Annotated in this window: 22 protein-coding genes; 18 read left to right on the top strand and 4 right to left on the bottom strand. The window is 42.6% G+C overall.

Annotated features, from left to right (window positions below; translation table 11 throughout):
- The first annotated feature begins 132 nt into the window (after positions 1-132).
- The 3 genes from Q0590_RS18070 to Q0590_RS18060 are packed head-to-tail and all read left to right on the top strand — an operon-like array spanning position 133 to position 2,330.
- Positions 133-723 carry a TetR/AcrR family transcriptional regulator gene (locus tag Q0590_RS18070; protein ID WP_302038986.1) on the top strand — a complete coding sequence of 197 codons (591 nt, stop codon included), beginning with the start codon at positions 133-135 and terminating at the stop codon, positions 721-723.
- Between the two features lie 18 nt (positions 724-741).
- The gene (locus Q0590_RS18065) at positions 742-1,014 is read left to right on the top strand and encodes a hypothetical protein (protein WP_302038985.1); all 273 of its coding nucleotides are present in this window, start codon (positions 742-744) and stop codon (positions 1,012-1,014) included.
- Positions 1,015-1,046: 32 nt separating this feature from the next.
- Positions 1,047-2,330, top strand: coding sequence for an MFS transporter (locus Q0590_RS18060; RefSeq protein WP_302038984.1), 1,284 nt, complete (start codon positions 1,047-1,049; stop codon positions 2,328-2,330).
- 212 nt (positions 2,331-2,542) lie between these two features.
- Here the strand turns inward: Q0590_RS18060 and Q0590_RS18055 are convergent, their stop codons facing one another.
- Complete coding sequence (locus Q0590_RS18055; RefSeq protein WP_302038983.1) at positions 2,543-2,920, bottom strand: hypothetical protein; 378 nt, start codon at positions 2,918-2,920, stop codon at positions 2,543-2,545.
- Positions 2,921-2,991: 71 nt separating this feature from the next.
- Here Q0590_RS18055 and Q0590_RS18050 point away from each other — a divergent pair, with 71 nt between their 5' ends.
- The 4 genes from Q0590_RS18050 (at position 2,992) to Q0590_RS18035 (ending at position 6,528) form a co-directional block, all read left to right on the top strand.
- Entirely contained in the window at positions 2,992-3,963 is a 972-nt protein-coding gene (locus tag Q0590_RS18050) for an AraC family transcriptional regulator (protein WP_302038982.1), read from the top strand.
- Between the two features lie 198 nt (positions 3,964-4,161).
- The gene (locus Q0590_RS18045; RefSeq protein ID WP_302038981.1) at positions 4,162-5,289 is read left to right on the top strand and encodes a sensor histidine kinase; all 1,128 of its coding nucleotides are present in this window, start codon (positions 4,162-4,164) and stop codon (positions 5,287-5,289) included.
- A gap of 32 nt (positions 5,290-5,321) precedes the next feature.
- Complete coding sequence (locus Q0590_RS18040; protein WP_302038980.1) at positions 5,322-6,038, top strand: LytR/AlgR family response regulator transcription factor; 717 nt, start codon at positions 5,322-5,324, stop codon at positions 6,036-6,038.
- A gap of 106 nt (positions 6,039-6,144) precedes the next feature.
- Positions 6,145-6,528, top strand: coding sequence for a DoxX family protein (locus tag Q0590_RS18035; RefSeq protein WP_302038979.1), 384 nt, complete (start codon positions 6,145-6,147; stop codon positions 6,526-6,528).
- Positions 6,529-6,670: 142 nt separating this feature from the next.
- On the opposite strand, the gene Q0590_RS18030 is transcribed toward Q0590_RS18035, so the two are convergent.
- Entirely contained in the window at positions 6,671-7,471 is an 801-nt protein-coding gene (locus tag Q0590_RS18030; protein WP_302038978.1) for a transposase, read from the bottom strand.
- Positions 7,472-7,627: 156 nt separating this feature from the next.
- On the opposite strand from Q0590_RS18030, the gene Q0590_RS18025 reads away from it, so the two are divergent.
- Both Q0590_RS18025 and Q0590_RS18020 read left to right on the top strand, forming a co-directional pair.
- Positions 7,628-8,956: an acyltransferase family protein gene (locus tag Q0590_RS18025; RefSeq protein ID WP_302038977.1), complete on the top strand. Its 1,329-nt coding sequence runs from the start codon at positions 7,628-7,630 to the stop codon at positions 8,954-8,956.
- Between the two features lie 154 nt (positions 8,957-9,110).
- On the top strand, positions 9,111-9,581 hold the full coding sequence (locus Q0590_RS18020; protein ID WP_302038976.1) for a hypothetical protein: 471 nt from the start codon (positions 9,111-9,113) through the stop codon (positions 9,579-9,581).
- A 132-nt stretch (positions 9,582-9,713) separates the two neighbouring features.
- Here the strand turns inward: Q0590_RS18020 and Q0590_RS18015 are convergent, their stop codons facing one another.
- On the bottom strand, positions 9,714-10,295 hold the full coding sequence (locus tag Q0590_RS18015; protein WP_302038975.1) for a YdeI/OmpD-associated family protein: 582 nt from the start codon (positions 10,293-10,295) through the stop codon (positions 9,714-9,716).
- A gap of 172 nt (positions 10,296-10,467) precedes the next feature.
- Here Q0590_RS18015 and Q0590_RS18010 point away from each other — a divergent pair, with 172 nt between their 5' ends.
- The 9 genes from Q0590_RS18010 to Q0590_RS17970 all read left to right on the top strand — a co-directional run bounded on the left by Q0590_RS18010 (position 10,468) and on the right by Q0590_RS17970 (position 20,568).
- Complete coding sequence (locus tag Q0590_RS18010) at positions 10,468-11,256, top strand: class I SAM-dependent methyltransferase (RefSeq protein ID WP_302038974.1); 789 nt, start codon at positions 10,468-10,470, stop codon at positions 11,254-11,256.
- A gap of 429 nt (positions 11,257-11,685) precedes the next feature.
- Positions 11,686-14,127 carry a TonB-dependent receptor gene (locus tag Q0590_RS18005; RefSeq protein ID WP_302038973.1) on the top strand — a complete coding sequence of 814 codons (2,442 nt, stop codon included), beginning with the start codon at positions 11,686-11,688 and terminating at the stop codon, positions 14,125-14,127.
- A gap of 123 nt (positions 14,128-14,250) precedes the next feature.
- On the top strand, positions 14,251-15,492 hold the full coding sequence (locus tag Q0590_RS18000) for a PepSY-associated TM helix domain-containing protein (RefSeq protein ID WP_302038972.1): 1,242 nt from the start codon (positions 14,251-14,253) through the stop codon (positions 15,490-15,492).
- 304 nt (positions 15,493-15,796) lie between these two features.
- Positions 15,797-16,324: a gluconate 2-dehydrogenase subunit 3 family protein gene (locus Q0590_RS17995; protein ID WP_302038971.1), complete on the top strand. Its 528-nt coding sequence runs from the start codon at positions 15,797-15,799 to the stop codon at positions 16,322-16,324.
- 9 nt (positions 16,325-16,333) lie between these two features.
- A complete protein-coding gene (locus Q0590_RS17990; protein ID WP_302038970.1) occupies positions 16,334-18,046 on the top strand; it encodes a GMC oxidoreductase in 1,713 nt (570 codons plus the stop codon).
- A 285-nt stretch (positions 18,047-18,331) separates the two neighbouring features.
- Positions 18,332-18,535: a hypothetical protein gene (locus Q0590_RS17985; protein WP_302038969.1), complete on the top strand. Its 204-nt coding sequence runs from the start codon at positions 18,332-18,334 to the stop codon at positions 18,533-18,535.
- A 290-nt stretch (positions 18,536-18,825) separates the two neighbouring features.
- Entirely contained in the window at positions 18,826-19,032 is a 207-nt protein-coding gene (locus Q0590_RS17980) for a hypothetical protein (protein ID WP_302038968.1), read from the top strand.
- A gap of 157 nt (positions 19,033-19,189) precedes the next feature.
- Positions 19,190-19,450 (top strand): RNA recognition motif domain-containing protein, encoded by a 261-nt coding sequence (locus Q0590_RS17975; protein ID WP_302038967.1) that lies wholly within the window; start codon positions 19,190-19,192, stop codon positions 19,448-19,450.
- A gap of 47 nt (positions 19,451-19,497) precedes the next feature.
- Complete coding sequence (locus Q0590_RS17970; protein WP_302038966.1) at positions 19,498-20,568, top strand: fatty acid desaturase family protein; 1,071 nt, start codon at positions 19,498-19,500, stop codon at positions 20,566-20,568.
- A gap of 131 nt (positions 20,569-20,699) precedes the next feature.
- Here Q0590_RS17970 and Q0590_RS17965 read toward each other — a convergent pair whose 3' ends face one another.
- Entirely contained in the window at positions 20,700-21,155 is a 456-nt protein-coding gene (locus Q0590_RS17965) for a cold-shock protein (protein ID WP_302038965.1), read from the bottom strand.
- Between the last annotated feature and the right edge of the window lie 138 nt (positions 21,156-21,293).

The raw sequence follows: 21,293 nt of genomic DNA, 5'->3' as shown, positions 1-21,293 counted from the left end.
TAATGCCTCTGGGAGTGGACGTATATGAGTTGTAACTAGTAAAATAGCTCTTAGTAGATACATGGGAGTTTAAAAATAAAATTTACATTTTGATTGTAAAATAAATGAACGCTCACTTATATTTGTATTGGTATGAGAACAAGAGACGAACAAAAGGAGCTAGCCATTAGGCAGAAAGCGATAGAAATGATTGCCAAAGAGGGGCTTGATGGATTTGGAGTAAATAAACTGGCTAAAGCGGCAGGCGTTTCTCCGGCTACCATTTATATCTATTACAAAGACCGGGAAGACCTCATTCTGAGCCTTGGGCAGCAGGTAAGTGAACACATGCTGGAAGTAAGCCTGAAAGATTTTGATCCGGCTATGCCTTTTGATGAAGGGCTGCGGATTCAATGGATTAACCGGGCAGCTTATTTTATGCAGTATCCGATGGAAGTAGAATTTATTGAGCATCTGCGGTATTCGCATTATCACCAGAAAATTGCCGGGGCTGTTACGCAAAAGTTCAAAGAAGCCATGGGAACCTTCATTAAAAATGCTATTGGGCGGAAAGAACTTATTCCTCTTCCTTTTGAAGTGTACTGGTCCCTGGCATTTGCTCCCTTGTATCAGCTAATTAAGTTTCATAACCAAGGGTTCAGTATGGAGAAAGATCATTTCAGCTTAACCAACGAATACATGATGCAAGCCCTGCAATTAGTATTGAAAGCCTTAAAACCTTAATTTTTTCCTAACAACCGGATGAACATTCATGTAGTAAAGTCAATTCCAATTACAGGATCAGCTGACAGCGCAGCAGATTCAGTGCTAGTTTTCAAGACAGACCTTGTTACTGAAAGAGATGTAGAGAAGATTAGGCCATGGCTGGATGAGTTGATTGGCAGCGGCGCATGGAATGTAGACCTGGCCGATGTTGACCGCATTTTGCGTGTAAAAAACACTAGTAAGCAAATCAATGAAATAGGCAAGCGGATGCAGGATGCTGGGTATTTCTGCGAAGAGTTACCCGACTAACTGTTGTTTCCTCCATAAAATACGTATTTTTTATGCAAACCTCCAGCCAAACCGAACCAACCGAAAAAGCCTTTACCCGGTATCAGGTTTTTATTATTGCCATTCTGGCTATTTTACAGTTTACCGTAATACTGGATTTTATGGTATTATCGCCACTGGGAGCTATGTTGATGGAAGAACTACACATTATCCCTTCACAATTTGGCTTAGTGGTGTCGGCGTATGCATTCAGTGCAGGGGCTTCCGGCTTGCTTGCCGCTGGCTTTGCCGACCGGTTCGACCGGAAGAAGCTATTAGTGTTTTTTTACACTGGCTTTGTTCTCGGAACCTTGCTTTGTGGGATAGCCAATAGTTATCAGTTTCTACTGGTGGCCAGAGTAGTTACTGGCTTGTTTGGCGGGGTTATCGGTTCTATTGGATATGCCATCATTGCAGATTTATTTGCTGTACAGGTACGGGGCAGGGTAATGGGCTTTGTACAAGCAGCGTTTGCTGCCAGTCAGATACTGGGTATTCCCATTGGGTTGCTACTGGCCAATCAGTTTGGCTGGCACGCCACCTTTCTCATGATTGTAGGCGTAAGTATAGTGGTAGGAATATTAATTATAGGCTACATGAAGCCTATTACTGCTCACCTGAACAGTCAATCTGCCACGAATCCGTTTGGACATCTGGCGCATACACTCTCACAACCAACCTATATACTGGCTTTTGCTACCACCACCCTGCTGGCTACCGGTGGTTTTATGCTGATGCCCTTTGGTAGTGCCTTTGCCATTTATAACCTGGGCGTGAGTATGCAGGAATTGCCTGTAATCTATGCGGTTACAGGTGTGTTTTCTATTGTATTTGGCCCCATCATTGGTAAGCTCAGCGATAAGATTGGGAAGTATCCCATGTTTGTGATCGGCTCTCTGATTGCCATGGTTTTTATAGCCATCTACAATAATCTAGGAGTAACGCCTTTGTGGCTCATCATTTTGCTGAATGTGATTACTTTCATTGGTGTTTCCTCCAGAATGATCTCTGGTACAGCCCTGATGACAGCCATTCCGAAACTGCCAGATAGGGGAGCTTTTATGAGTGTCAACTCCTCGGTACAGCAGATATCTGGAGGTATCGGTTCGGCAGTAGCCGGATTAATCGTTATCCAGGAAAGCACCAAACCCATTCTGCATTACGACATTTTGGGCTATGTTGTGATCGTGGCCATGGTAATAACCGTAGTGATGATGTATTTTGTGAACCGAAGGGTGAATCAGCTATCTGGCCAAGAAGCATTGCCGAAAGATCAGCAGGTACAGGCAGAAGTGTGAGGAAGGATAGCTACAGAGTAACATAACACGGAATAAAACATATAGCTAGTTCCAACTAGGTCCAACAAACGGCCATGACCATGTGGTGAAGGAAGGTACATAAACGCTGAACGCCAGACAAGGAATAGCGAATTTTGAAAGATAATATGCTTTTTACTTCCTTATTCGCCATTCCTCATCTGATTATCCGGCATTCTGTTGAATGATAATCTCTAGGCTGCCAGTTGTTTAACACCCTTCAGTTGCAAGTAGGCCATAGCTGCTACCCAGAGTGCTACACCAGTAATCAGGCCATACCCTAGCATTGTTAATCCAAATAAGCTCATCAGCACAACCGCCATACTGGCAAGCACCCAGGTAATATCGAGTATACTAATGAGTTGTACCCTAGCTGTCCGGATAGGCTTTTGCATACTTTCGTAACCCACAAACGCGGCAAAAGCTACTAAAAAGATTCCGGTACCATAAAAAGGCGATAGCTGCTGAACACCAAAAATATGGGCTACAAAACGGGCAAATACAATAAGGCCAATACCAGTTACTCCGGAACTTACTGCGTTCAGTAATAATATGTTTTTTAAGTACAGCATAGTTGTTTTTGTTTAGTGATGGAACAAAAATAGATTGGTATTGCTACTGAAAATTGATATTTTACGACAAAATGAAAATCCAATCCATACACCTGCTGAATTTTATGGAATATGCCCGCGTCCGCGGCGTGCCTGAGCACCAATTAATAGAGGTCATTCAACAACCTCCTGTAAACTGGCCGGATGCAAATTCTCAAGTAGCAGCAGAAGATTTTTATGCGGTGGTACAGCTGGTAAATGAACAGCTGAAGGATGAGTTGCTGGGAATCCGTTTGGGTGAGTTTATGCAACTAAAAGCCTTGGGCCTGGTGTATCAGATTTCCTTACAGGCTACCACTGTAGAGGAGGGTTTTTACTACCTGAAGAGTTATCTGGATGCCAGTTTACCCATCATACAGATTTCTACACAGGCAGACAAAGATAAAGCTATCATTGAGCTGTGGATTGACACTAGTTACTTGAATGAGAACCGCCTGATTCTAGAAAATGTATTAACCATAATGGCCAGAGAACTTCGGATGATGGCTGGTGAACAAATAGCTATTACCCTCACTTCTCCCTTTTATCACCAGGCCTATCCGGATGGATGGCAAAAAGGCAACCGTTTTTCTCTCACGTTTACCAATACCTTGTTCAAAGCTGCTTTGCAAGATACTAGCCGCTGGAAGCTGGAAATACTGGTACCTGCCTATTTAAAAATGATTGAGGGGTTAAAAACAGATCAGTCGTTTGCATCGCAGGTGAAAATAACCATGCTCCAAATGGCTCAACCGGAGCTACCAGACTTAGAAAAAGTGGCCAGTACCTTGTATATGACGGCCCGTACCCTGCAAAGGCGGCTGGAAAATGAGGCTACCACGTTCCGGCAAATTAGTGCGTCGCTGAAGAAAGAAATTTCATACCTGCTGATCAGCCATAAACAGTATTCAGTAGCTGATATTTCACTGGTACTGGGTTTCTCAGAACCGGCTTCCTTTATTCATTCTTTTACGAAATGGTATGGTTACTCTCCCCAGAAGTACAGGCAGCAGCTTGCCCTCTAAATAGTTGGTGTTATCCATAGTAAGCAAATTTTGTGTGTTGCGTTTTAGCTTGTATTGGGTTTATTTCAGGTGTTCATCCCGTCAAAAAACCTGTTGGTGTAATATACTTTACTGACAGTTTTCTGCTCTGTACTTTTGGTAGGATATAACAGCGGCATAAGTTCTAGTATTATCCGGATCAACTTTACGTGTACGAGTATGTATCATCAGCAAAAAGAGGTAAGTTCCAACGTTGAAATTGATGCGCCCATGCAGCTTACCATGATTCATCTACTGAGTAACCTACAATCGTTTTTTAAAAGCGAATGGAAACGGTTGCTGACGATATTTCTGATGTATACACCCACCTATCTGATTTTGATGCTGGTAAGCACCAGGCAAGGCCCCGACTATATGGAGACGCTGTATGGCAAACCGAATGAATGGTTTTGGCGTGGCTTGCAAAATGTAGTAGAAGTTACCATTATCTATTATGTACTTATATTCCGGATAGCCTTACCTTTTCTGCAGACTAAGAAAGTGAAGCGTTTTTTGTTTCAGTTATCCGCTTTTCTGGTACTGCTGTTTGTCTACGAATATATTTACAACTTTATTCTTATTTCACCTTCGGTACGGGCAGGCGTTAGGTTAGCGGATTTTCTTACCTGGCATGTGGGCGTAGATATTATTATTCTTTGCATTGGGGCAGCTGTTTCCCTGCTCATTGAGTGGAATGCTAAAAGTAAACGGCAAGAGGAACTGGAGAGGCAAAAACTAGATGCAGAACTGTCGGCCATTAAATACCAGATTAATCCGCATTTCTTATTCAATTCGCTCAGCTTTATTTACAGCAAAACCATTCCCCTCAACGAAGAAGTAGCCCATGCCGTGTTGTTGTTATCGGATATTATGCGCTACGCGCTGGGAAGGGATGAGGATGGGCAAGGTAAGGTAGACCTGATGAAAGAAATTACGCATATGAGAAATGTGCTGGAGATTAACCAGATGCGCTATGAGTATACCTTGCACATTCAATATCAGGAAAATATCAGCCATACACCTATTCGTATTCCGCCGCTGGTATTGATCACCCTGGTAGAGAATGCCTTTAAACATGGCGACCTGAGTGATGCGGAGAATCCGCTGGCAATCCGGCTGGAAGCCGATAATAAGCACCTGCATTTTTACTGTTGCAATAAAAAGAAGAAAGGTTCTAAGGAACTGTCCAACGGCATCGGATTGAACAATGTGCGGCAACGGCTGGAGCTCATGTATGGCGTACGGCATAGCTTCCATATAAAGGAAGATGAGAAGTATTATATTACCAATTTACATATTGACTTGTAAGCCTGTGTAGTGATTTCAATAAACCCAAGCATATGATCTCCTGTATAATTGTTGACGATGAGCAACACGCCATTGACCTGCTGAAACGACATATTAGCCAGACGCCTTTTCTTGACCTGGTAGAGACAACTACTAATCCAGTAAAGGCTTTGCAAGTGCTGCATGAAAAGAAGATAGACTTGATTTTTCTGGATGTACAGATGCCGGAAATGTCTGGGATTGAGTTTATACAATCTCTTAATGGCCGGAGCAAAGTTATTCTAACGACGGCCTACAGCCAGTATGCCTTGGAGGGGTTTGATCATGAAGTGGTAGATTACCTGCTGAAACCGATCTCTTTCGCCAGATTTATCAAGGGTGCCCAGCGGGCGTTATCCCTGATAAAACCTGCTGCCCAGGAAGAAAATGAGTATGTTCTGGTAAAAACCGAACAAAAAGGAAAGCTGCTGAAGATCAATCTCAAAGATGTGGTGTATATAGAGGGGCTGAAAAATTATGTAGGTTTTTTTACCCGCGAGGGTGAACGCATTATTGCGCTACTGAACATGAAAGACCTGGAAGACCGGTTGCCTGCTGAGCGATTCGTTCGTACGCATAAATCATTCATGGTGGCTGTCCCTTATATTATTCTGATTGAAGGCAATACGGTGGGCATGGAGTTTACCAGCGTACGGATACCTATCGGCGATACCTACCGGGAAGCTTTTCTCCGGCAGATGAAAGGAAAAATACTGACCAATAAAAATTAAGCGAGAGCATTGCCTTCAAACTGTTGAACTACCAAAAATACTCTCTACAAATACATAAATAATTTATCCTCATAACTGTGCGTATTTCCGAATACTTATTACTCCTATGAACCTACTGGTGCTAGATAAATTACTATGGGGAATGCAAGGCTTTTTAGCGGTAACTTTCCTGATAGCCGGAAGTGCCAAGCTATTTCAATCTCCGGCAAAAGTAGCCCGATTAGTGCCTGCCTCTTTTCCATTGACTTTTCTTAGGGTGTTGGGTGCATTGGAAATTCTGGGAGCTGTGGGCATAGTCTTGCCTTTAATGATTAATGTTTTACCAGTAGTAACATTAGTTGCGGCTGCCTGTATGGGGCTGGTACTACTGGGAGCAGGAGTGGTGCATTGGCAAAATAAGCAGTTTTCGAAGCTGCCTATGTTGGTTGTCCTACTAGCCTTATCCATAACAGTTACCGTAGGCCGGTACTTTCTACTTGAAGGTACATAATCCAGGTAAGGTGTTCATTATATGTTGCTTGTGTACTGAAAATTTCAGGTGAATACCTATATGATTACCCGCTGATTCTTGTTTCTTGGCTTTCTGTTCCTTTGCTTTTGTATCTTTTTAAACAGTTTATTCGAATAAGGGGTTAAAAATTCATCCAAATGCAAAGAGCGGCAGCTATTTTACCGAACACATGAACGATAAGCCCAGCAGTTGACCTTACTTTGGAAGCTATTTGAATAGCAGTTTTTTCTTGTAGCCAATTAAAAAAAGACTCAACCGGCTGCCTGATTCGAGAAACAGCACTCGAAAATAAATCATTAAAAGCTTGTTCAAACTGCTTGGTTACTGCTAACATCCCTTTTATATTTTTGACAGGGGTAATCAGTTCACAGGCTTGGAAAGAGAGGAGTTTCTCATGAAGTTCTTGATCAGAATAGGCTTTATCTGCAATGATCGTCCTGTTTGTCAAGCAATCCAGGACAGGTCTTAGAGCGGTTAAATCATGTACAGAAGCAGCTGTAATACCTACATATTCAGGTAAAGGTAGTCTGTTTTTCCTGCTTTGGGCTAAAAGATGAAGTTTGACACCAAAGTAATGCAGGTTTTTAGTAGCACAAAAGCCCTTATTAACTATAGCTAAGGCTACTTTGGCTTTTCTTTTGTGTGAGCAGGTAATGATGGGCATAGAATCAGTAAGGAGCCAAGCCTGTTCTCCTTCTTCTACCCCTAAATCGGTAAGGAGTTGGCTAACTAAGACTGGAAAAAGGTCAGCCATGCGATTTAATCGATTGACAAAGGTCTGGTAAGCAGGCAAATTAGGAAAGTAAGAGAGCCAATGCTGATGTATGTAAGTGTGCATAGATTTGAGTTTTTGTTTCTCTTGGAAAGCCACACAAAACAGATAAATAGTAATTAGTTCTTCATCCGTTATGTGTCCTTGCATAGAATTAGGACTAAAACGTTGGACTTGCCAACCTAAGTTGCTATTATAGCATTGGCAGACATAATAGTAAAGGGCGATTAGAGTGAGTTGTATTACTCTTTAACCGGTTTTCTATGTGTCTGCTTTTTTCCAACCCCTTATTCGCATAGTTTATATATGTTTATATCCGCCAGTTCTCCTACACTTCCTACAACTGCCTTGTCTGCCGAACGGTATAATGCCTTAGATGCAGCCCGGGCTATTGCTTTGCTCATCGGTATCTTTTTTCATGGCGTAGAATCACTGGTATCTTTTTTACCTCCCATGCTGTGGGCCGTAAAAGATGCCCAGACCAGCGTAGCTATAGATGTGTTCTTCTATGTAGCGCACGTATTCCGCATGCAGGCTTTTTTCCTGTTATCCGGTTTTTTTGCACATATGTTGTACCACCGGAGAGGAGCACAGGGTTTCTTAACCCATAGGGCGGCACGTATTGGGTTGCCTTTGCTTCTTTTCTGGCCAGTCATCGTCGTGTCTGTCCAGTTACTTTGGACATGGGGATATCAGCAAATGGGCTACCTGGCCATGAACCCAGCTATAGCTCACATGGGGTACTGGCAAATTGTAGCGCAAAATTTTCGTTCTTTCATATGGATGAGCAATGGCTTTCCCTTAACCCATTTGTGGTTTCTGTATTACCTTCTCTGGTTCTGTGCCGGGGTGCTTGTTTTACGGCCACTCCTAGCAAAAGCACTCGATAAACAAGGCAAGTTCAGGCAGGGAATAGATAGCGTAATTTCTTTTCTGATGAACCGGTGGTGGGGAAGTTTACTTTTCGGGTTATGCACCATTCCGGCAATGTGGGGTATGAAAAATGGGTTTGGCGTAGATACACCAGATGTAGGCCTGCTGCCTAAATGGGCTTCTTTCCTGGTATATGGCGGCTACTTTACCTTTGGCTGGTTTTTGCACAGGCAAAAGGAATTGCTGGCAAATTTTAAAAAATATTGGAAAGTAAACCTATGTATAAGCCTGATTCTGGTGGCCCTGGTTACTGCATCTTTTCTCTCCACGGTTTATCAGGCAATGGCACCAGGGCAGCAAGCGGGTACTCCGGCAGTAGACCCGGCCACTATGCAGCTAATGAGTATGATCTATAACAGTTTCTATGGGGTAGCCTCCATGACTGCCGTGTTTGCCTTTATCGGAGCCATGCTGACTTTCTTTTCCCGCCCCAGCCGGCCAATCCGCTACCTATCCGATGCTTCGTACTGGATGTACCTCATTCATTTGCCTGTAGTCGTTTTCTTTCAGGTATGTGTCTATCCCTACGAATGGCACTGGCTGCTAAAGGTAATGGCCATTTTGCTACCGAGTTTAGCTGTTTTGTTGCTCAGTTATCAGTTTCTGGTGCGTTCAACCTTTATAGGTGTTTTACTGAACGGAAGACGATACGGAAAGCCTGCAAAATATACTCAACAGGCAAATACCCAGGTACCTTCCTGAACAGGTAAGGCTAGCCATTAACGGTTCTCACCTGATGGTTTGTAACCTGCGAAATAAATTAGATGATACCTTCAGGCAAAATTTAATCTACTTAAGATGCAACCTACCCAGTCAGTTTATGGGTCATTAGAATAACTATAAACAGACTGTATTTATGAAAACCCATTTAGTAAACTTATTATTATTTTCAATACTATTTCTAGTGGCTTGTGAGGCGAATAAACTGGAGCTGGAAGATTCATCTGCTTCCAAGATTACCGCTACAACTATTACCGGGCAGTGGCAGGTAGACAAAGTAATGCATGGCTGGACCGGAAAAATAGTGGGGGCAGAAACCTTGCCATATCAGGAATATTATCAGTTTAATGCCGATAGTAGTTTCCGGAAATTTACCTCGGAAGGAGTGGAGACAACCGGTACATACGCTCTTAGCCAAAACAAAGAGGGAAACTATGAAATAACCTTAACTTTTGCAGCAGAAACAGATCCTGGCAAAGTTGCCTTACAGTTTAGCTGCGGAGGTACATTAGTTTTAGAGTTGAGCCAGGAAGAAGGCTTAACAGAAAGCAACCTGCCTTGCGACGGACCCAAAAAATATTACCGCAAGCTTAAAGAGGACAAGTAAAACCTAACTATTGATAAAAATACGTATTCCTTGTGTGAAAGGTAAACCTGTTAGGTCTTACTAACCGAACAGGTTTTTTGTTAATCAATAATCTCTATGATACCAGGTACGAAAGAGGGGTAGGGTAGTGAACTACTTGGTAAACGTTTGTTTATTCCGCAGCATTTCCAAAATCTGATTGGCTTTTTTAGCCCGTTTTACCGGATCTGTAGTGGTGGTTAACCGGTAGCCAATGGTATACAGGTTAGTTTTATTGAGTGACAGATAAAAGGCATACGTTTCCGGCTCTTGCTTGAGTAGCTCTATAAAATCTGCGGGCACTTCCATTTTACTGGCAGGTGCATAGGCTATGTCCCACCGTCCATCTTGCTTGGCTAGTTCTACCTGGGCCAACCCGCTAGGCTGCATCCGTCCCGCTTGCAGCAGTTTTTCTACTTTGGCTACATTCACCTGCGACCAGGTACTTTTGGGCCTTCTGGGCGTAAAACGGACTACATAGGAGATATCATCATATTTGTTGAGCAAGCCATCAATCCAGCCCCAGCAGAGGGCAACATCTACTGCCTGTTCGTGGCGGATCGTGGGGATGTTACTTCCTTTCTTATAATACCGGAGCCAGAAGCCTTTTTCCTTCTCATGGTTAGCTGCCAGCCAGGTATCAAAGTCTTGTTCTGATTCAAAAGATACAACCGGTAGGTCTCTGTACGTTAGCATAAGGTATAGGGTAGGTAGCAATTTGTCAGAGGAAAATTATAGAAAAACAGATAGCCTGCCAAAATTTTTTTGCGAAGCTATACAAACAATCAATACAGGGTTTTCTCAAGTCTGAACAATTTTGTTAGTTTGCCTGGCTATCGCGACAACTTTCTTAGCCAACATTAACCGAATGAACCACCAGGAAACCGGGCATTACTGGAATGAAAATGCCGCCACATGGACCCTGCTTAGCCGCGCAGGATTCGATACGTACCGGGATCACCTAAATACGCCTGCCTTTCTGGAAAAATTACCTGATATTACGGATTTAAAAGGCCTGGACATTGGCTGTGGCGAAGGGCATAACACCAGACTGCTAGCCCAGCGTGGAGCCCAGGTATCGGCTATAGATATTTCTGAAGTATTCATTCAACATGCGAAAGAAACAGAAGCTGATTCACCCTTGAATATACATTACCAGCTGGCCAGTGCCGTAGATTTACCCTTTGCGGAAAATACCTTTGATTTTGCAACCGCCTTTATGAGTTTTATGGATATTCCGGAAACAGAAAAGGTACTAAAGGAAGCTTTCCGGGTACTGAAAAGGGGAGGCTTTTTGCAGTTTTCTATTTCCCATCCCTGTTTTGATACGCCTCACCGGAAAAACCTGCGGAATGCCGATGGAAAAACATATGCAATAGAAGTAGGCGAGTATTTCAAAAATCAACATGGCGATCTAAGTGAGTGGACATTCAGCGCCCTGCCGGAAAAATACCAGTCTTTGCCAAAGTTTAAGGTGCCCAGGTTTACCAGAACCCTCAGCCAGTGGGTAAATATGCTGATACAGGCAGGCTTTATAATCGAATACATGAACGAACCAAAAGCCAGTGAGGAAGCCGTAAAACAATACCCCTTTCTGCAGGATACCCAGATAGTTGCGTATTTTCTGCACATCCGCTGCCGGAAACCTGCTAAATAAACGGTGTATCAGATAACCTACGTACTTTTCCATCCAACTTACTTATCCTTTAAAATCGATCTCTTCTATATTCTACCAGCACCACATCTTTCAGTGCGTAGGAATTGTTATTATCTTTTAGTGCAGAATATAAATCAATCCAATGTCGTAGTGTGGTAAAGATGAATAGGAGTGAGGTACCTATGTATTAGCTGCCTATATTCCCTTTGTGCTATCCCGAATGCCCCACTCTACATCAATTAAGTTCAACTTACCTATCAGGGCATCTATTCTTTGCAGGCTATTTATGTGAGTAAAACTCCCCAATTTCCATATGTCGATGTATGATAAATTTTATTGGAAAAATTATTTGGAATTAGTCTAAATAATACTTTGTTTTGAGCTTTATTTAGAATTGATCTAAACAACTATTTTTTTAAATAAACCACCGTGAACCCATCTCTATCTATCAAACACCTTTACTTCTCTATTCTTTGCCTGAGTATACTACTATTATCTTCAATGGCTGCCAAAGCGCAGGTTGGAACGATTACAGGCCATATTACTTCCAGTGATGGCAAGCCGGCTGCTTTTGTGAATGTAACCTTAAAAGGGGCTACCAAAGGAACGACAACCTCTGATGAAGGGAATTACCTGATAAAACATGTAAAACCAGGCAGCTACACACTTATTGTATCATTTGTAGGTTTGCAAACGCAGGAGAAGCAGGTAAGCGTTGTTGCTGGAGAAGTTGCACAGGTAGATTTTGTACTCTCTGAAGCCTCCCAGCAATTATCCGATGTAGTAGTCACTGGCAGAAAAACCATGAATGAGCAGCCGGTGAATGTGGGCAAAATTGCTATCAGACCCATGGATTTGCCACAGAGCATTGCTATTATAGACCGGGAGATAATGGATCAGCAGCAAACGCTGCGTATCAGCGATGTGCTGCGCAATGCCAATGGCGTATATACTATGGGCACTACCGGTGGCATTCAGGAAGAAATAGCCGCCCGTGGTTTCGCATTCGGCAGCAACAATACCTTCAGAAATGGTGTGCGGTTTAATAATGGTGTAATGCCGGAAACCAGTTCTCTGGAGAAAGTAGAAATACTGAAAGGCAGCAGTGCCATTTTATTTGGAAACGTAGCGGCGGGCGGTGTACTGAACCTGGTAACAAAAAAACCAAAATTTGAAAATGGCGGCGAGCTCTCTATGCGTATAGGCAGCTACAATTTTTACAAACCTTCTCTGGATGTATATGGAGCCATTAATAACAGCGACAAAATTGCCTACCGGTTAAATACCACCTATGAAAATGCGCAGAGTTTCCGCGATGAAGTAAAATCCGAACGCTTTTATATTAATCCATCAGTATTGTTTAAAGCCACCAGTAAAACAGATATACTGGTAGAAGGCGATTATCTGAAAGACAACCGCACCCCTGATTATGGCGTGGGTGCTTTCAAATACACAATTCTGGATGTTCCGCGTAACCGTTTCCTGGGAGCTTCCTGGGGAAATTACCAGGTGGAACAGAAAAGCATCACTACTACTATTACCCATCGCCTGAATCAGAACTGGCAGTTACGGGCCATTGGTGGAATTCAAAAATATAACAGTAATTTATATGCTACTTCCCGTCCTACTTCTTTCAATGCAAAGGATAGCACGCAGTTAAATAGAAGCCTACAGCGCAGTGCCAATGATGAAACTTATTTCCTGGCACAAGTTGATTTAACAGGCCAGTTCAGCACAGGTTTTCTGAAACATAACCTGTTGTTTGGGGCGGATGCCGATCAGTACCGCTCAAATTCTCCAAGTTTTGGAATATATGCAAACCTGGCAAAGCCAGATTCCATTGATGCTAGATATGACAAAATCAATGTATTTAATCTAGGGGAATTTGCTAGCCGTGAAGATATTCCTTCGGCTGTAAAACTTTCTGTGACTAAAAATATTACAGGTAGAGGTGGGGTATACCTTCAGGATTTATTATCCATTTCTGATAAATTAAAAGTGTTAGCTGGTATCCGGTATACATATATAGAAATTAGCAGCAATATATATACAAATGCCACAAAAACAACACCTGCTAGTGTATCTGGTGTACCCACACGTTATGACCATGCCTTTACACCCAGATTTGGCATAGTATACCAGCCATTAAAAACTACTTCTATTTTTACAAGCTATGCTAATTCTTTTAATCAAAATACGGCTGTTGATCCTTCTGGAGCTACACTCCCTCCGTCATTTATAGATCAATATGAAGTAGGAGTTAAGAATGATTTATTTAAAGGTTTGCTTTCAGCCAATGTGACGATATATCGAATTGTGAATAGCAACCTATCACAAGTTATCTTACAAACCAGTCCTAACTTTAATCCTGACAGGCCAAATGCACAAGAGTTAGCCGGAGAAGTAACCAGCCAGGGAGTAGAAGTAGACTTATCAACCAGAACTGTGCACGGCTTCTCTTTTATAGGTGGCTATAGCTACAACCAGACAAAATATACCAAAAGCAATATTTTTGAAGTAGGCAGCCGCTTACGTTACAATCCTGCCCATACAGCCAACGCTAGTATGTATTATACCTTCCAGAATACAGGACTGAAAGGATTTAACGTAGGGTTAAGCAGTTTTTATATGGCCGGAATGGTTGCAGGCCGCTCTACCCGCCTTACCATACCAAATGATGCCTTTCGCTTGATTCCTTTACCTAACATCTTCCAGCTAGATGCCTCTGCCGGATATAGTATCCATAATGTATCGTTGCGGCTGCGGATAACTAATTTATTGAATGTACTTGGCTATTATGCCCATGACGATAATAGCATAAACCCGATTGCCCCCAGGCAGTATGCTGCTACAGTTTCGTACAAATTTTAGCCTTTATGATATACACTTTTGTTAGCCTACAAATACATTAATGAACAGGCCTGGAAGAAATAGCTTCCAAGCCTGTTTTTATGAGTTAACTTTTCTGATCAGATATTAGTCAATCCGTATACAATGAAAGTATTTTTTAGAAACATTCACCTCTATCTTAGTCTAGCTGCCGGCATTGTCATTGCCATTGTCTGTTTTACCGGAGCCGTGTTAGTATTCGAAAAAGAGATGCAGCAGCTCATTTATCCAGAACGTTACCAGGTGGAGCCGCTTGCAACAGCGCAAGTTCCGCTGGAAAAAATGGTATCTGAGGTACAGGCTAAGGTACCAGGTGCTAATGTATCATCTGTGAAAATATACGCTGATCCGGAACGTACGGTAGAGGTAAGTTATAAAGCAGAAGACGGCAAGAAAAAAGAACACACCAGTGCGGAATCCGACGCTAATAAAGCAAAAACTGAGCACTCCCATGGGCCAAAGAAAGAAGGTGCTGAAGGGAAAAAAGGCCCGCAGGCAGGTGGCAAAGGAGGAAACAGCCAGGCATTTATGAATCCCTATACTGGCCAGATAGCTGGCATGCAGAGTCAGCGGAGCCCATTCTTTTTTACTATGTTCTCCCTTCACCGCTGGCTGCTGGCCGGCGACACCGGCAAACTAATAGTAGGGGTAAGCACCACGTTGTTTTTATTCATTCTGATCACCGGCATTGTGCTGTGGTGGCCACAAAATAAGAAAATACTTAAGCAACGGCTGAATCTGAAATGGAATGCCGGCTGGAAACGGATCAACCATGACCTGCATATTGTGGTAGGTTTCTATACAGCTATTTTTCTTTTTGCCTTTGCATTTACTGGTCTGGCCTGGTCTTTTAAATGGTTTAACGATGGTATCTACTGGATTACTGGCTCAGAAAATGTACGCCCGGAGCCGCCGGTATCAATAGTAACTGAGGGGGCTACGCCAATCTCTTTCGACCAGGCGTATCAGATAGCTAAAAGTCAGATGCCTAATGCCGAATATTATACCATTAACCGCCCAAGCGAAGCCGAAGCCTCTATTGCAATAACTGTAATGCCTGCCGACGCCGTGCACGAACGGGCCAGCAACCAGTTGTTTCTGGATCAATATTCCGGACAACTATTGGGGCAGCAATTATACGAAGAACGGAATCTGGGGCAGCGGGTACGCACAACGTTTTATCCGGTGCACGTAGGCTCTATTGGTGGTTTACCAGGCCGTATTATTGCTTTTCTTTCTTGCATCGCCGGAGCTACTTTCCCCATTACCGGGCTTATATTGTGGCTGAACCGCTTAAAGAAAAACCGCAAAAAGAAACAAAGCACCCGTAAAATAGTAGCTCAATAATAAAAAGCATTCCCTTAGAAAAGCAGCCAGGTCTACCATCTAGACCCGGCTGCTTTTTTCTTTTCAGGAAAATACAAAGGATGTACAAGGAACCAGGAAAGAACTACCTAACTAAACGTATTTTTTTGTAAGTTTGTCTGGGTAAAGTTATATCTGTAGGTAGGTTGTAACTCTATTTACCCTGTCCAGTATCAGTTCATACGTCATAAAGCATAGTAAGCATTTACGGAACTACTACCGGATATTTTTTACAGTGAATTTACCTGCAAATGAATTACTACAGATCAGATACCCTTCAAGATTAATGATGCAAAGACGTGAAGCTTTAAAACAAATGGCCCTGGCCTTGGGAGGCATACTTACCGTACCAACCTGGGCATACGGCTGGAACAGCCATCAACTCCTATCTCCATCGGTAAATCTGCTTCCGCCCGAACTGGAAACCTTGCTTGCTGAAGTGGTAGAAACTATTATTCCAGCCACCGATACACCCGGAGCGAAAGAGATTGGTGTAGATAAATTTATCCTGACCATGCTGAAAGATTGCTATGAAAAACCTGCTCAGGAAAAATTTACCCAAGGATTAGAAGCCATAGAAGAAAAAGCAAAGCAAACCTTTAGTCAAGCCTTTAGTGCTTGTACGCCCCAGCAACGCAACCAGCTTCTGCTGGCGATGGAAGCGGAAAGCACGCAAGACAAACAATCGGCTTTTTCGCTAATTAAAAACCTGACTATCCAAGGCTACCTCAACTCGGAGTATGTCATGAAAAACCTGTTAAAATATGAATTAATTCCGGCCCGTTTTAATGGGTGTGCCCCGGTAACTAACTAACTTCTCCTCATGGCAAATCTGAATATAGACTCTATAAAAAATCAAACATACGATGCCATTGTCATTGGCTCTGGCATTAGTGGCGGCTGGGCTGCGAAAGAATTAACTGAAAAAGGACTGAAAACGTTGGTGTTGGAACGTGGCAAAGATGTAAAGCACATTAAAGACTACCCAACTACCATGATGAACCCCTGGGAGTTTGAGCACCGGGGACAGCTTCCGTTGGAGGTACTCAAAGAAAATCCGGTAGTAGGCAAATGTTACGCGTTCCGGGAAGATGCCCAGCATTTTTTTGTAAAAGATAAAGAACACCCCTACGTGCAAGACAAACCGTTCGACTGGATCAGGGGTTACCAGGTAGGCGGGAAATCGTTGTTGTGGGCCCGCCATACGCAGCGCTGGAGTGATTTTGATTTTGAAGGCCCAGCCAGGGATGGGTTTGCCGTAGACTGGCCCATCCGCTACAAAGATATAGCTCCCTGGTATAGTTATGTAGAAAAATTTGCTGGTATTTCCGGGAACAAAGATGGCCTGGCTACCTTACCGGACGGGGAGTTTTTACCCCCGTTCGAACTGAGTTGTGTAGAAAACTACTTTAAAGAAACCGTTACTAATAAGTATAAAGACCGGCATGTAATTGTGGCCAGATGTGCTCATATCACCGAGCCGCAGCCTATTCATTTTGAGCAAGGCCGAGGTAAATGCCAGAACCGGGTGCTTTGCCAGCGGGGTTGCCCATTTGGCGGCTATTTCAGCAGCAATGCGTCTACTTTGCCTTGGGCTGCTAAAACAGGTAAACTCACCTTACGCCCCGATTCCGTGGTACATTCTATCATCTACGATGAGAAAAAGGGGAAAGCCAAAGGCGTACGCGTAATGGATGCCCATTCCAAACAAATGACTGAGTATTATGCCCGCATTATTTTTGTAAATGCAGCTGCTTTAAATACAAATCTGGTATTACTGAATTCTACCTCCAACAGATTCCCACAGGGATTGGGCAACGACAATGGCCTGCTGGGAAAATATGTAGCCTTTCATAATTACCGGGCCAGGGTTTCTGCCGATTACGAAGGTTTTATGGATAAAACAACCGATGGCCGCCGGCCAACCAGTGGGTATATTCCCCGTTTCCGGAACGTGTTTGCCCAGGAAACTTCTTTCTTAAGAGGTTATGCAGCCGGCCTAAGTGCTTCCAGAGGAACCATGCAAAGCCGGGAAGGTATTGGGGCTAGCCTGAAAGAAAATCTGCTGCATCCTTCGCTTGGTCCTTGGCGGGTAGGTAGCCATATGATGGGGGAGACTATTCCCAAAGAAACGAACTTAGTACGTCTGGATTCCACGCAGAAAGATGCCTGGGGAGTGCCTCAGTTGAAGGTACATGTAGACTATGATGACAATGATGAGCAGATGACTAAAGATTACATAGAGCAGCTAACAGAAATGTTTACCATGGCAGGTTTTACCAATATCAGTTCCAGTGACAGCAAGCAAGCACCCGGCCTGGATATTCATGAAATGGGCGGCGTACGCATGGGCAAAGACCCAAAAACATCTTTGCTTAATGAATGGAATCAGCTCCATTTGTGTAAAAATGTGTTTGTTACCGATGGGGCCTGCATGACTTCTACCTCTACGCAGAATCCATCCTTAACGTACATGGCCCTGACTGCACGAGCTGCTGACTATGCGGTAAAGGAAATGAAAAAGAACAATCTGTAAGATGCCGCCGAGCTATATAAGTAGTAAATAGCTATCTACCTGCTGAGCTGAAATAGAGTGGCAGCTAAGCCAGCTACAGTTTTATAAAATTAACATTGCAGTAAATCTATTCATATCAATAACACGGAATATTTAAACAAATAGAATACCTATTTATTCAAAAGCTGAACGTATACAAGCAGAGAAAAATCTTCTCAGCAAATATATATTTGCCCAAATGGAACGTTAACTATATAATAAGGCTTATACTTACAGATACTAACCAACCTTTAGCCCCTTTTCTCTATGAACCACTATAAAGTAAAACTTATTAAAAATATATCGCATAGAGAAGCCTGGGTGCCTGTACAAGCCGATGATGTGCAAAATGCACGGATAGCTGCTACACTTAAATGCACAAAAACAGAATTTATTCCTGATTACACTTCTCTACAAGAAATAGATCTGGAAGAGTATGAGTTATTAGCCCAGCAATCCTTCGTAAAGTAAAAAAGTCCGCATACCAGGATACTTTGCCGAAATACGAAACTAAGTATCCCTACTTGATGCCTTTGTACATAAGGCACTGCATGCCTTAACTAATCTATAGAACTCCCTAACAAAGCTCTGTACGTATCTGACTTGGCGCAACAATAGTGCAAAAACAGGGCAGTATATGCTCCTGTTTGTTCTTGTTGGTGAGTACTCATCATCCGGAAGATTTTATAGTAAAGGCCGGCTATACGCCTGAACCGCACGCGGACATAGGCACCAGTTTCACCTGTTTAAATTTGAAAGCTATGAAAAATTATGATCTTATTAACTATCAAGTGGTAAAAGCTACGAGTATAAAAGAGCTACAATACCTGCTGGAAGAGAAAATACGTCTAGGACTAACTCCTTTAGGAATTCCCTCTATCATTCATATCAGAAATAAATGGAATGAACGCATGGCTGTATTTTACCAGTCGGTTGCCTATACCGGAGTAATTCCTGCGATGGCCTGATATTTTGACCAGCCAGCTGTGAAAATCTGGATGGAAGGGCGCTGTTTTAGCCATCAGACAAAAGGAGGGATGCTATTGCCACAACCAGATCAACTACTTGCTTTTGCCAGTACAGCGGTTTGGTTTACTACTGAAACAATTCAATAAAATAATAAAAATGGATATTCACATCAGTAACTTCAGTGCCTCTTTTAAAGAGGGCGATCTGAAAGAGCTTTTTTCTGACTTTGGCACCATCAAATCAGTTTCTATTATCAGAGACCGGTTTACCGGCGAGTCTAAGTGTTTTGGGTTTGTTAGCATGCCCAACGAAGAGGAAGCCTTAGAAGCTATCAACCGGTTAAACAACCAGCAGATCGGTTACCGCAAGCTGGAAGTAAGCAAAGCCCAGCCCAGAACCAACTACAGGCTTCTCTAATTTTCCGCTGGCAGACTGCCTTACCCTTTTACTCTTTACATAGCTACATGCCCAAAGTTAGTTTCACCCATACCCAAAGTCCTTTTTTTAACATATTAAAAGGAAAAGTTAACCACTATTTTGCAAGCCGGCAGCTTCACACATCCGGAAGCAGGCCATTGCTGATAAAAAGTATTATTCAGGTTTGCACAGCTATAACCCTGTATGTGTGGCTTGTATTCTTTAACCCCGGTGTTTGGACCTCTGTCGTGCTTTGTATTTTATTTGGAATGAACCTGGCCCTTATCGGATTCAATATTATGCATGAAGGCGGCCATCAAAGTTTTTCAAAACACAAATGGTTGAATGAAACATCGGCGTATTTTCTCAATGTCTTAGGTGGCAATGCCTATTACTGGAAGATCAAGCATAACATTAATCATCACACCTATACCAATATAGAAGGAATGGATTCGGATATTGATGTAAAGCCTTTTATGCGTTTGAATGAAAATCAGCCCAGGTATGCCCTGCACCGGTTTCAGCATTTGTACTGGATCGGACTTTATGGTATTTCGTACGTAGTATGGGTATTTTACCATGATTTTGAAAAATACTTTACCGGTAAAATAGCTGCCAATGCTGGTGCCTATACCTTAGATGCAAAAGAACATACCATATTCTGGGTTACTAAGCTAGCTTATGTAATTGTATACATTGCCTTGCCAATCATTATGCTGGGACCACTTCAAGCCCTTGTTGGTTTTGCTATTGCTACCTTTGTGTGTGGTACTTTTATTAGTGTGGTCTTTCAGCTGGCCCATGTTGTAGAAGGTACCGTGTTTCCGGTTCCGAACGAGCAGTCAAACAAAATAGAAGATGAGTGGGCTATTCATCAGGTGAAAACCACAGCAAACTTTGCTACAAATAGTAAAGTGGTCTCCTGGCTTCTGGGCGGATTAAACTTTCAGGTAGAGCACCACCTGTTTCCGAAGATCAGTCACATTCATTATCCGGCAATCAACAAATTGGTGAAGGAAACCTGTGAAGAGTTTAATATTACCTACCTGGAACATGCTTCTGTTTTAAAAGCTTTCCGCTCTCATATGCACTTTATCAAAAGGCTCGGAACGGCATAGGCAAAGACTCATGCCGGAAACCGGAACATATGGTTGCCAAAAAAATGAAAAAGTTGACTTACAGGTATGCAACTATCGGGCAGCTACCTGTAAGTCAACTGCGGTACTTATATACGTACAGTGGATTGGGATTAATTGATCAGCTTCACTCTCACAGCCATTGGCCCTTTTTGCCCCATTTCTGTTTCAAAAGTAACTTTGTCGTTTTCTTTGATAGGATTGAGCAGGCCATTGATATGCACAAATATGCTTTCCTGGGTTTTGCTGTCTTTGATAAAGCCATATCCTTTGGAGGTATTAAAAAAGGTAACTGTTCCGCGTCTGCCTTCTTCTGCTACATCAGTGTCTCCTTTCCTGGAAATACCCACCTGAATATCTTCAGCATTTACTTTGGAGCGTTTAGTAGGATCTGGGGGAACAGAAGTAATATTGCCATATTCATCCACATAGGCGATCATATCATCCATGCTTTTGCGCTTGTCAGCATTGGATTTGCGTTCCTCCATCTTCTGTTGCTTTTCCTGCTTCTTCTTCTTCTTTTTGTCTTCTAATTCTTTCTTATTAAAAGTGTTTTGTGATTTACTCATGACGTGTTTAAAGTGAATATTTTATTGAGTTAATGTACCTGCTAAATGAATGAATTTCAGGAAAAGAAACGCATGCTGATGATATAATTCAAGGGAACACCCTATATACAATAGTAAATAATATTTCTTAAAAATCCT

The sequence above is a fragment of the Rhodocytophaga aerolata genome (genome assembly GCF_030503435.1).
GTDB classification, from domain to species: Bacteria; Bacteroidota; Bacteroidia; order Cytophagales; family 172606-1; genus Rhodocytophaga; species Rhodocytophaga aerolata.
Note: the sequence above shows the minus strand (reverse complement) of the source record. Positions and strands in the feature narration are given on the sequence as shown.

Excerpts from the sequence above, each read along its gene's own strand:
- Q0590_RS18060 (WP_302038984.1), top strand. The coding sequence starts at position 1,047 with ATGCAAACCTCCAGCCAAACCGAACCAACCGAAAAAGCCTTTACCCGG.
- Q0590_RS18020 (WP_302038976.1), top strand. The coding sequence starts at position 9,111 with ATGAAAACCCATTTAGTAAACTTATTATTATTTTCAATACTATTTCTA.
- Q0590_RS17965 (WP_302038965.1), bottom strand. The coding sequence starts at position 21,155 with ATGAGTAAATCACAAAACACTTTTAATAAGAAAGAATTAGAAGACAAA.
- Q0590_RS17970 (WP_302038966.1), top strand. The coding sequence starts at position 19,498 with ATGCCCAAAGTTAGTTTCACCCATACCCAAAGTCCTTTTTTTAACATA.
- Q0590_RS18050 (WP_302038982.1), top strand. The coding sequence starts at position 2,992 with ATGAAAATCCAATCCATACACCTGCTGAATTTTATGGAATATGCCCGC.
- Q0590_RS18030 (WP_302038978.1), bottom strand. The coding sequence starts at position 7,471 with ATGCAAGGACACATAACGGATGAAGAACTAATTACTATTTATCTGTTT.
- Q0590_RS17975 (WP_302038967.1), top strand. The coding sequence starts at position 19,190 with ATGGATATTCACATCAGTAACTTCAGTGCCTCTTTTAAAGAGGGCGAT.
- Q0590_RS18040 (WP_302038980.1), top strand. The coding sequence starts at position 5,322 with ATGATCTCCTGTATAATTGTTGACGATGAGCAACACGCCATTGACCTG.
- Q0590_RS17990 (WP_302038970.1), top strand. The coding sequence starts at position 16,334 with ATGGCAAATCTGAATATAGACTCTATAAAAAATCAAACATACGATGCC.
- Q0590_RS18000 (WP_302038972.1), top strand. The coding sequence starts at position 14,251 with ATGAAAGTATTTTTTAGAAACATTCACCTCTATCTTAGTCTAGCTGCC.
- Q0590_RS17985 (WP_302038969.1), top strand. The coding sequence starts at position 18,332 with ATGAACCACTATAAAGTAAAACTTATTAAAAATATATCGCATAGAGAA.
- Q0590_RS18070 (WP_302038986.1), top strand. The coding sequence starts at position 133 with ATGAGAACAAGAGACGAACAAAAGGAGCTAGCCATTAGGCAGAAAGCG.
- Q0590_RS18045 (WP_302038981.1), top strand. The coding sequence starts at position 4,162 with ATGTATCATCAGCAAAAAGAGGTAAGTTCCAACGTTGAAATTGATGCG.
- Q0590_RS18015 (WP_302038975.1), bottom strand. The coding sequence starts at position 10,295 with ATGCTAACGTACAGAGACCTACCGGTTGTATCTTTTGAATCAGAACAA.
- Q0590_RS17980 (WP_302038968.1), top strand. The coding sequence starts at position 18,826 with ATGAAAAATTATGATCTTATTAACTATCAAGTGGTAAAAGCTACGAGT.
- Q0590_RS18025 (WP_302038977.1), top strand. The coding sequence starts at position 7,628 with ATGTTTATATCCGCCAGTTCTCCTACACTTCCTACAACTGCCTTGTCT.
- Q0590_RS17995 (WP_302038971.1), top strand. The coding sequence starts at position 15,797 with ATGATGCAAAGACGTGAAGCTTTAAAACAAATGGCCCTGGCCTTGGGA.
- Q0590_RS18055 (WP_302038983.1), bottom strand. The coding sequence starts at position 2,920 with ATGCTGTACTTAAAAAACATATTATTACTGAACGCAGTAAGTTCCGGA.
- Q0590_RS18065 (WP_302038985.1), top strand. The coding sequence starts at position 742 with ATGAACATTCATGTAGTAAAGTCAATTCCAATTACAGGATCAGCTGAC.
- Q0590_RS18010 (WP_302038974.1), top strand. The coding sequence starts at position 10,468 with ATGAACCACCAGGAAACCGGGCATTACTGGAATGAAAATGCCGCCACA.
- Q0590_RS18035 (WP_302038979.1), top strand. The coding sequence starts at position 6,145 with ATGAACCTACTGGTGCTAGATAAATTACTATGGGGAATGCAAGGCTTT.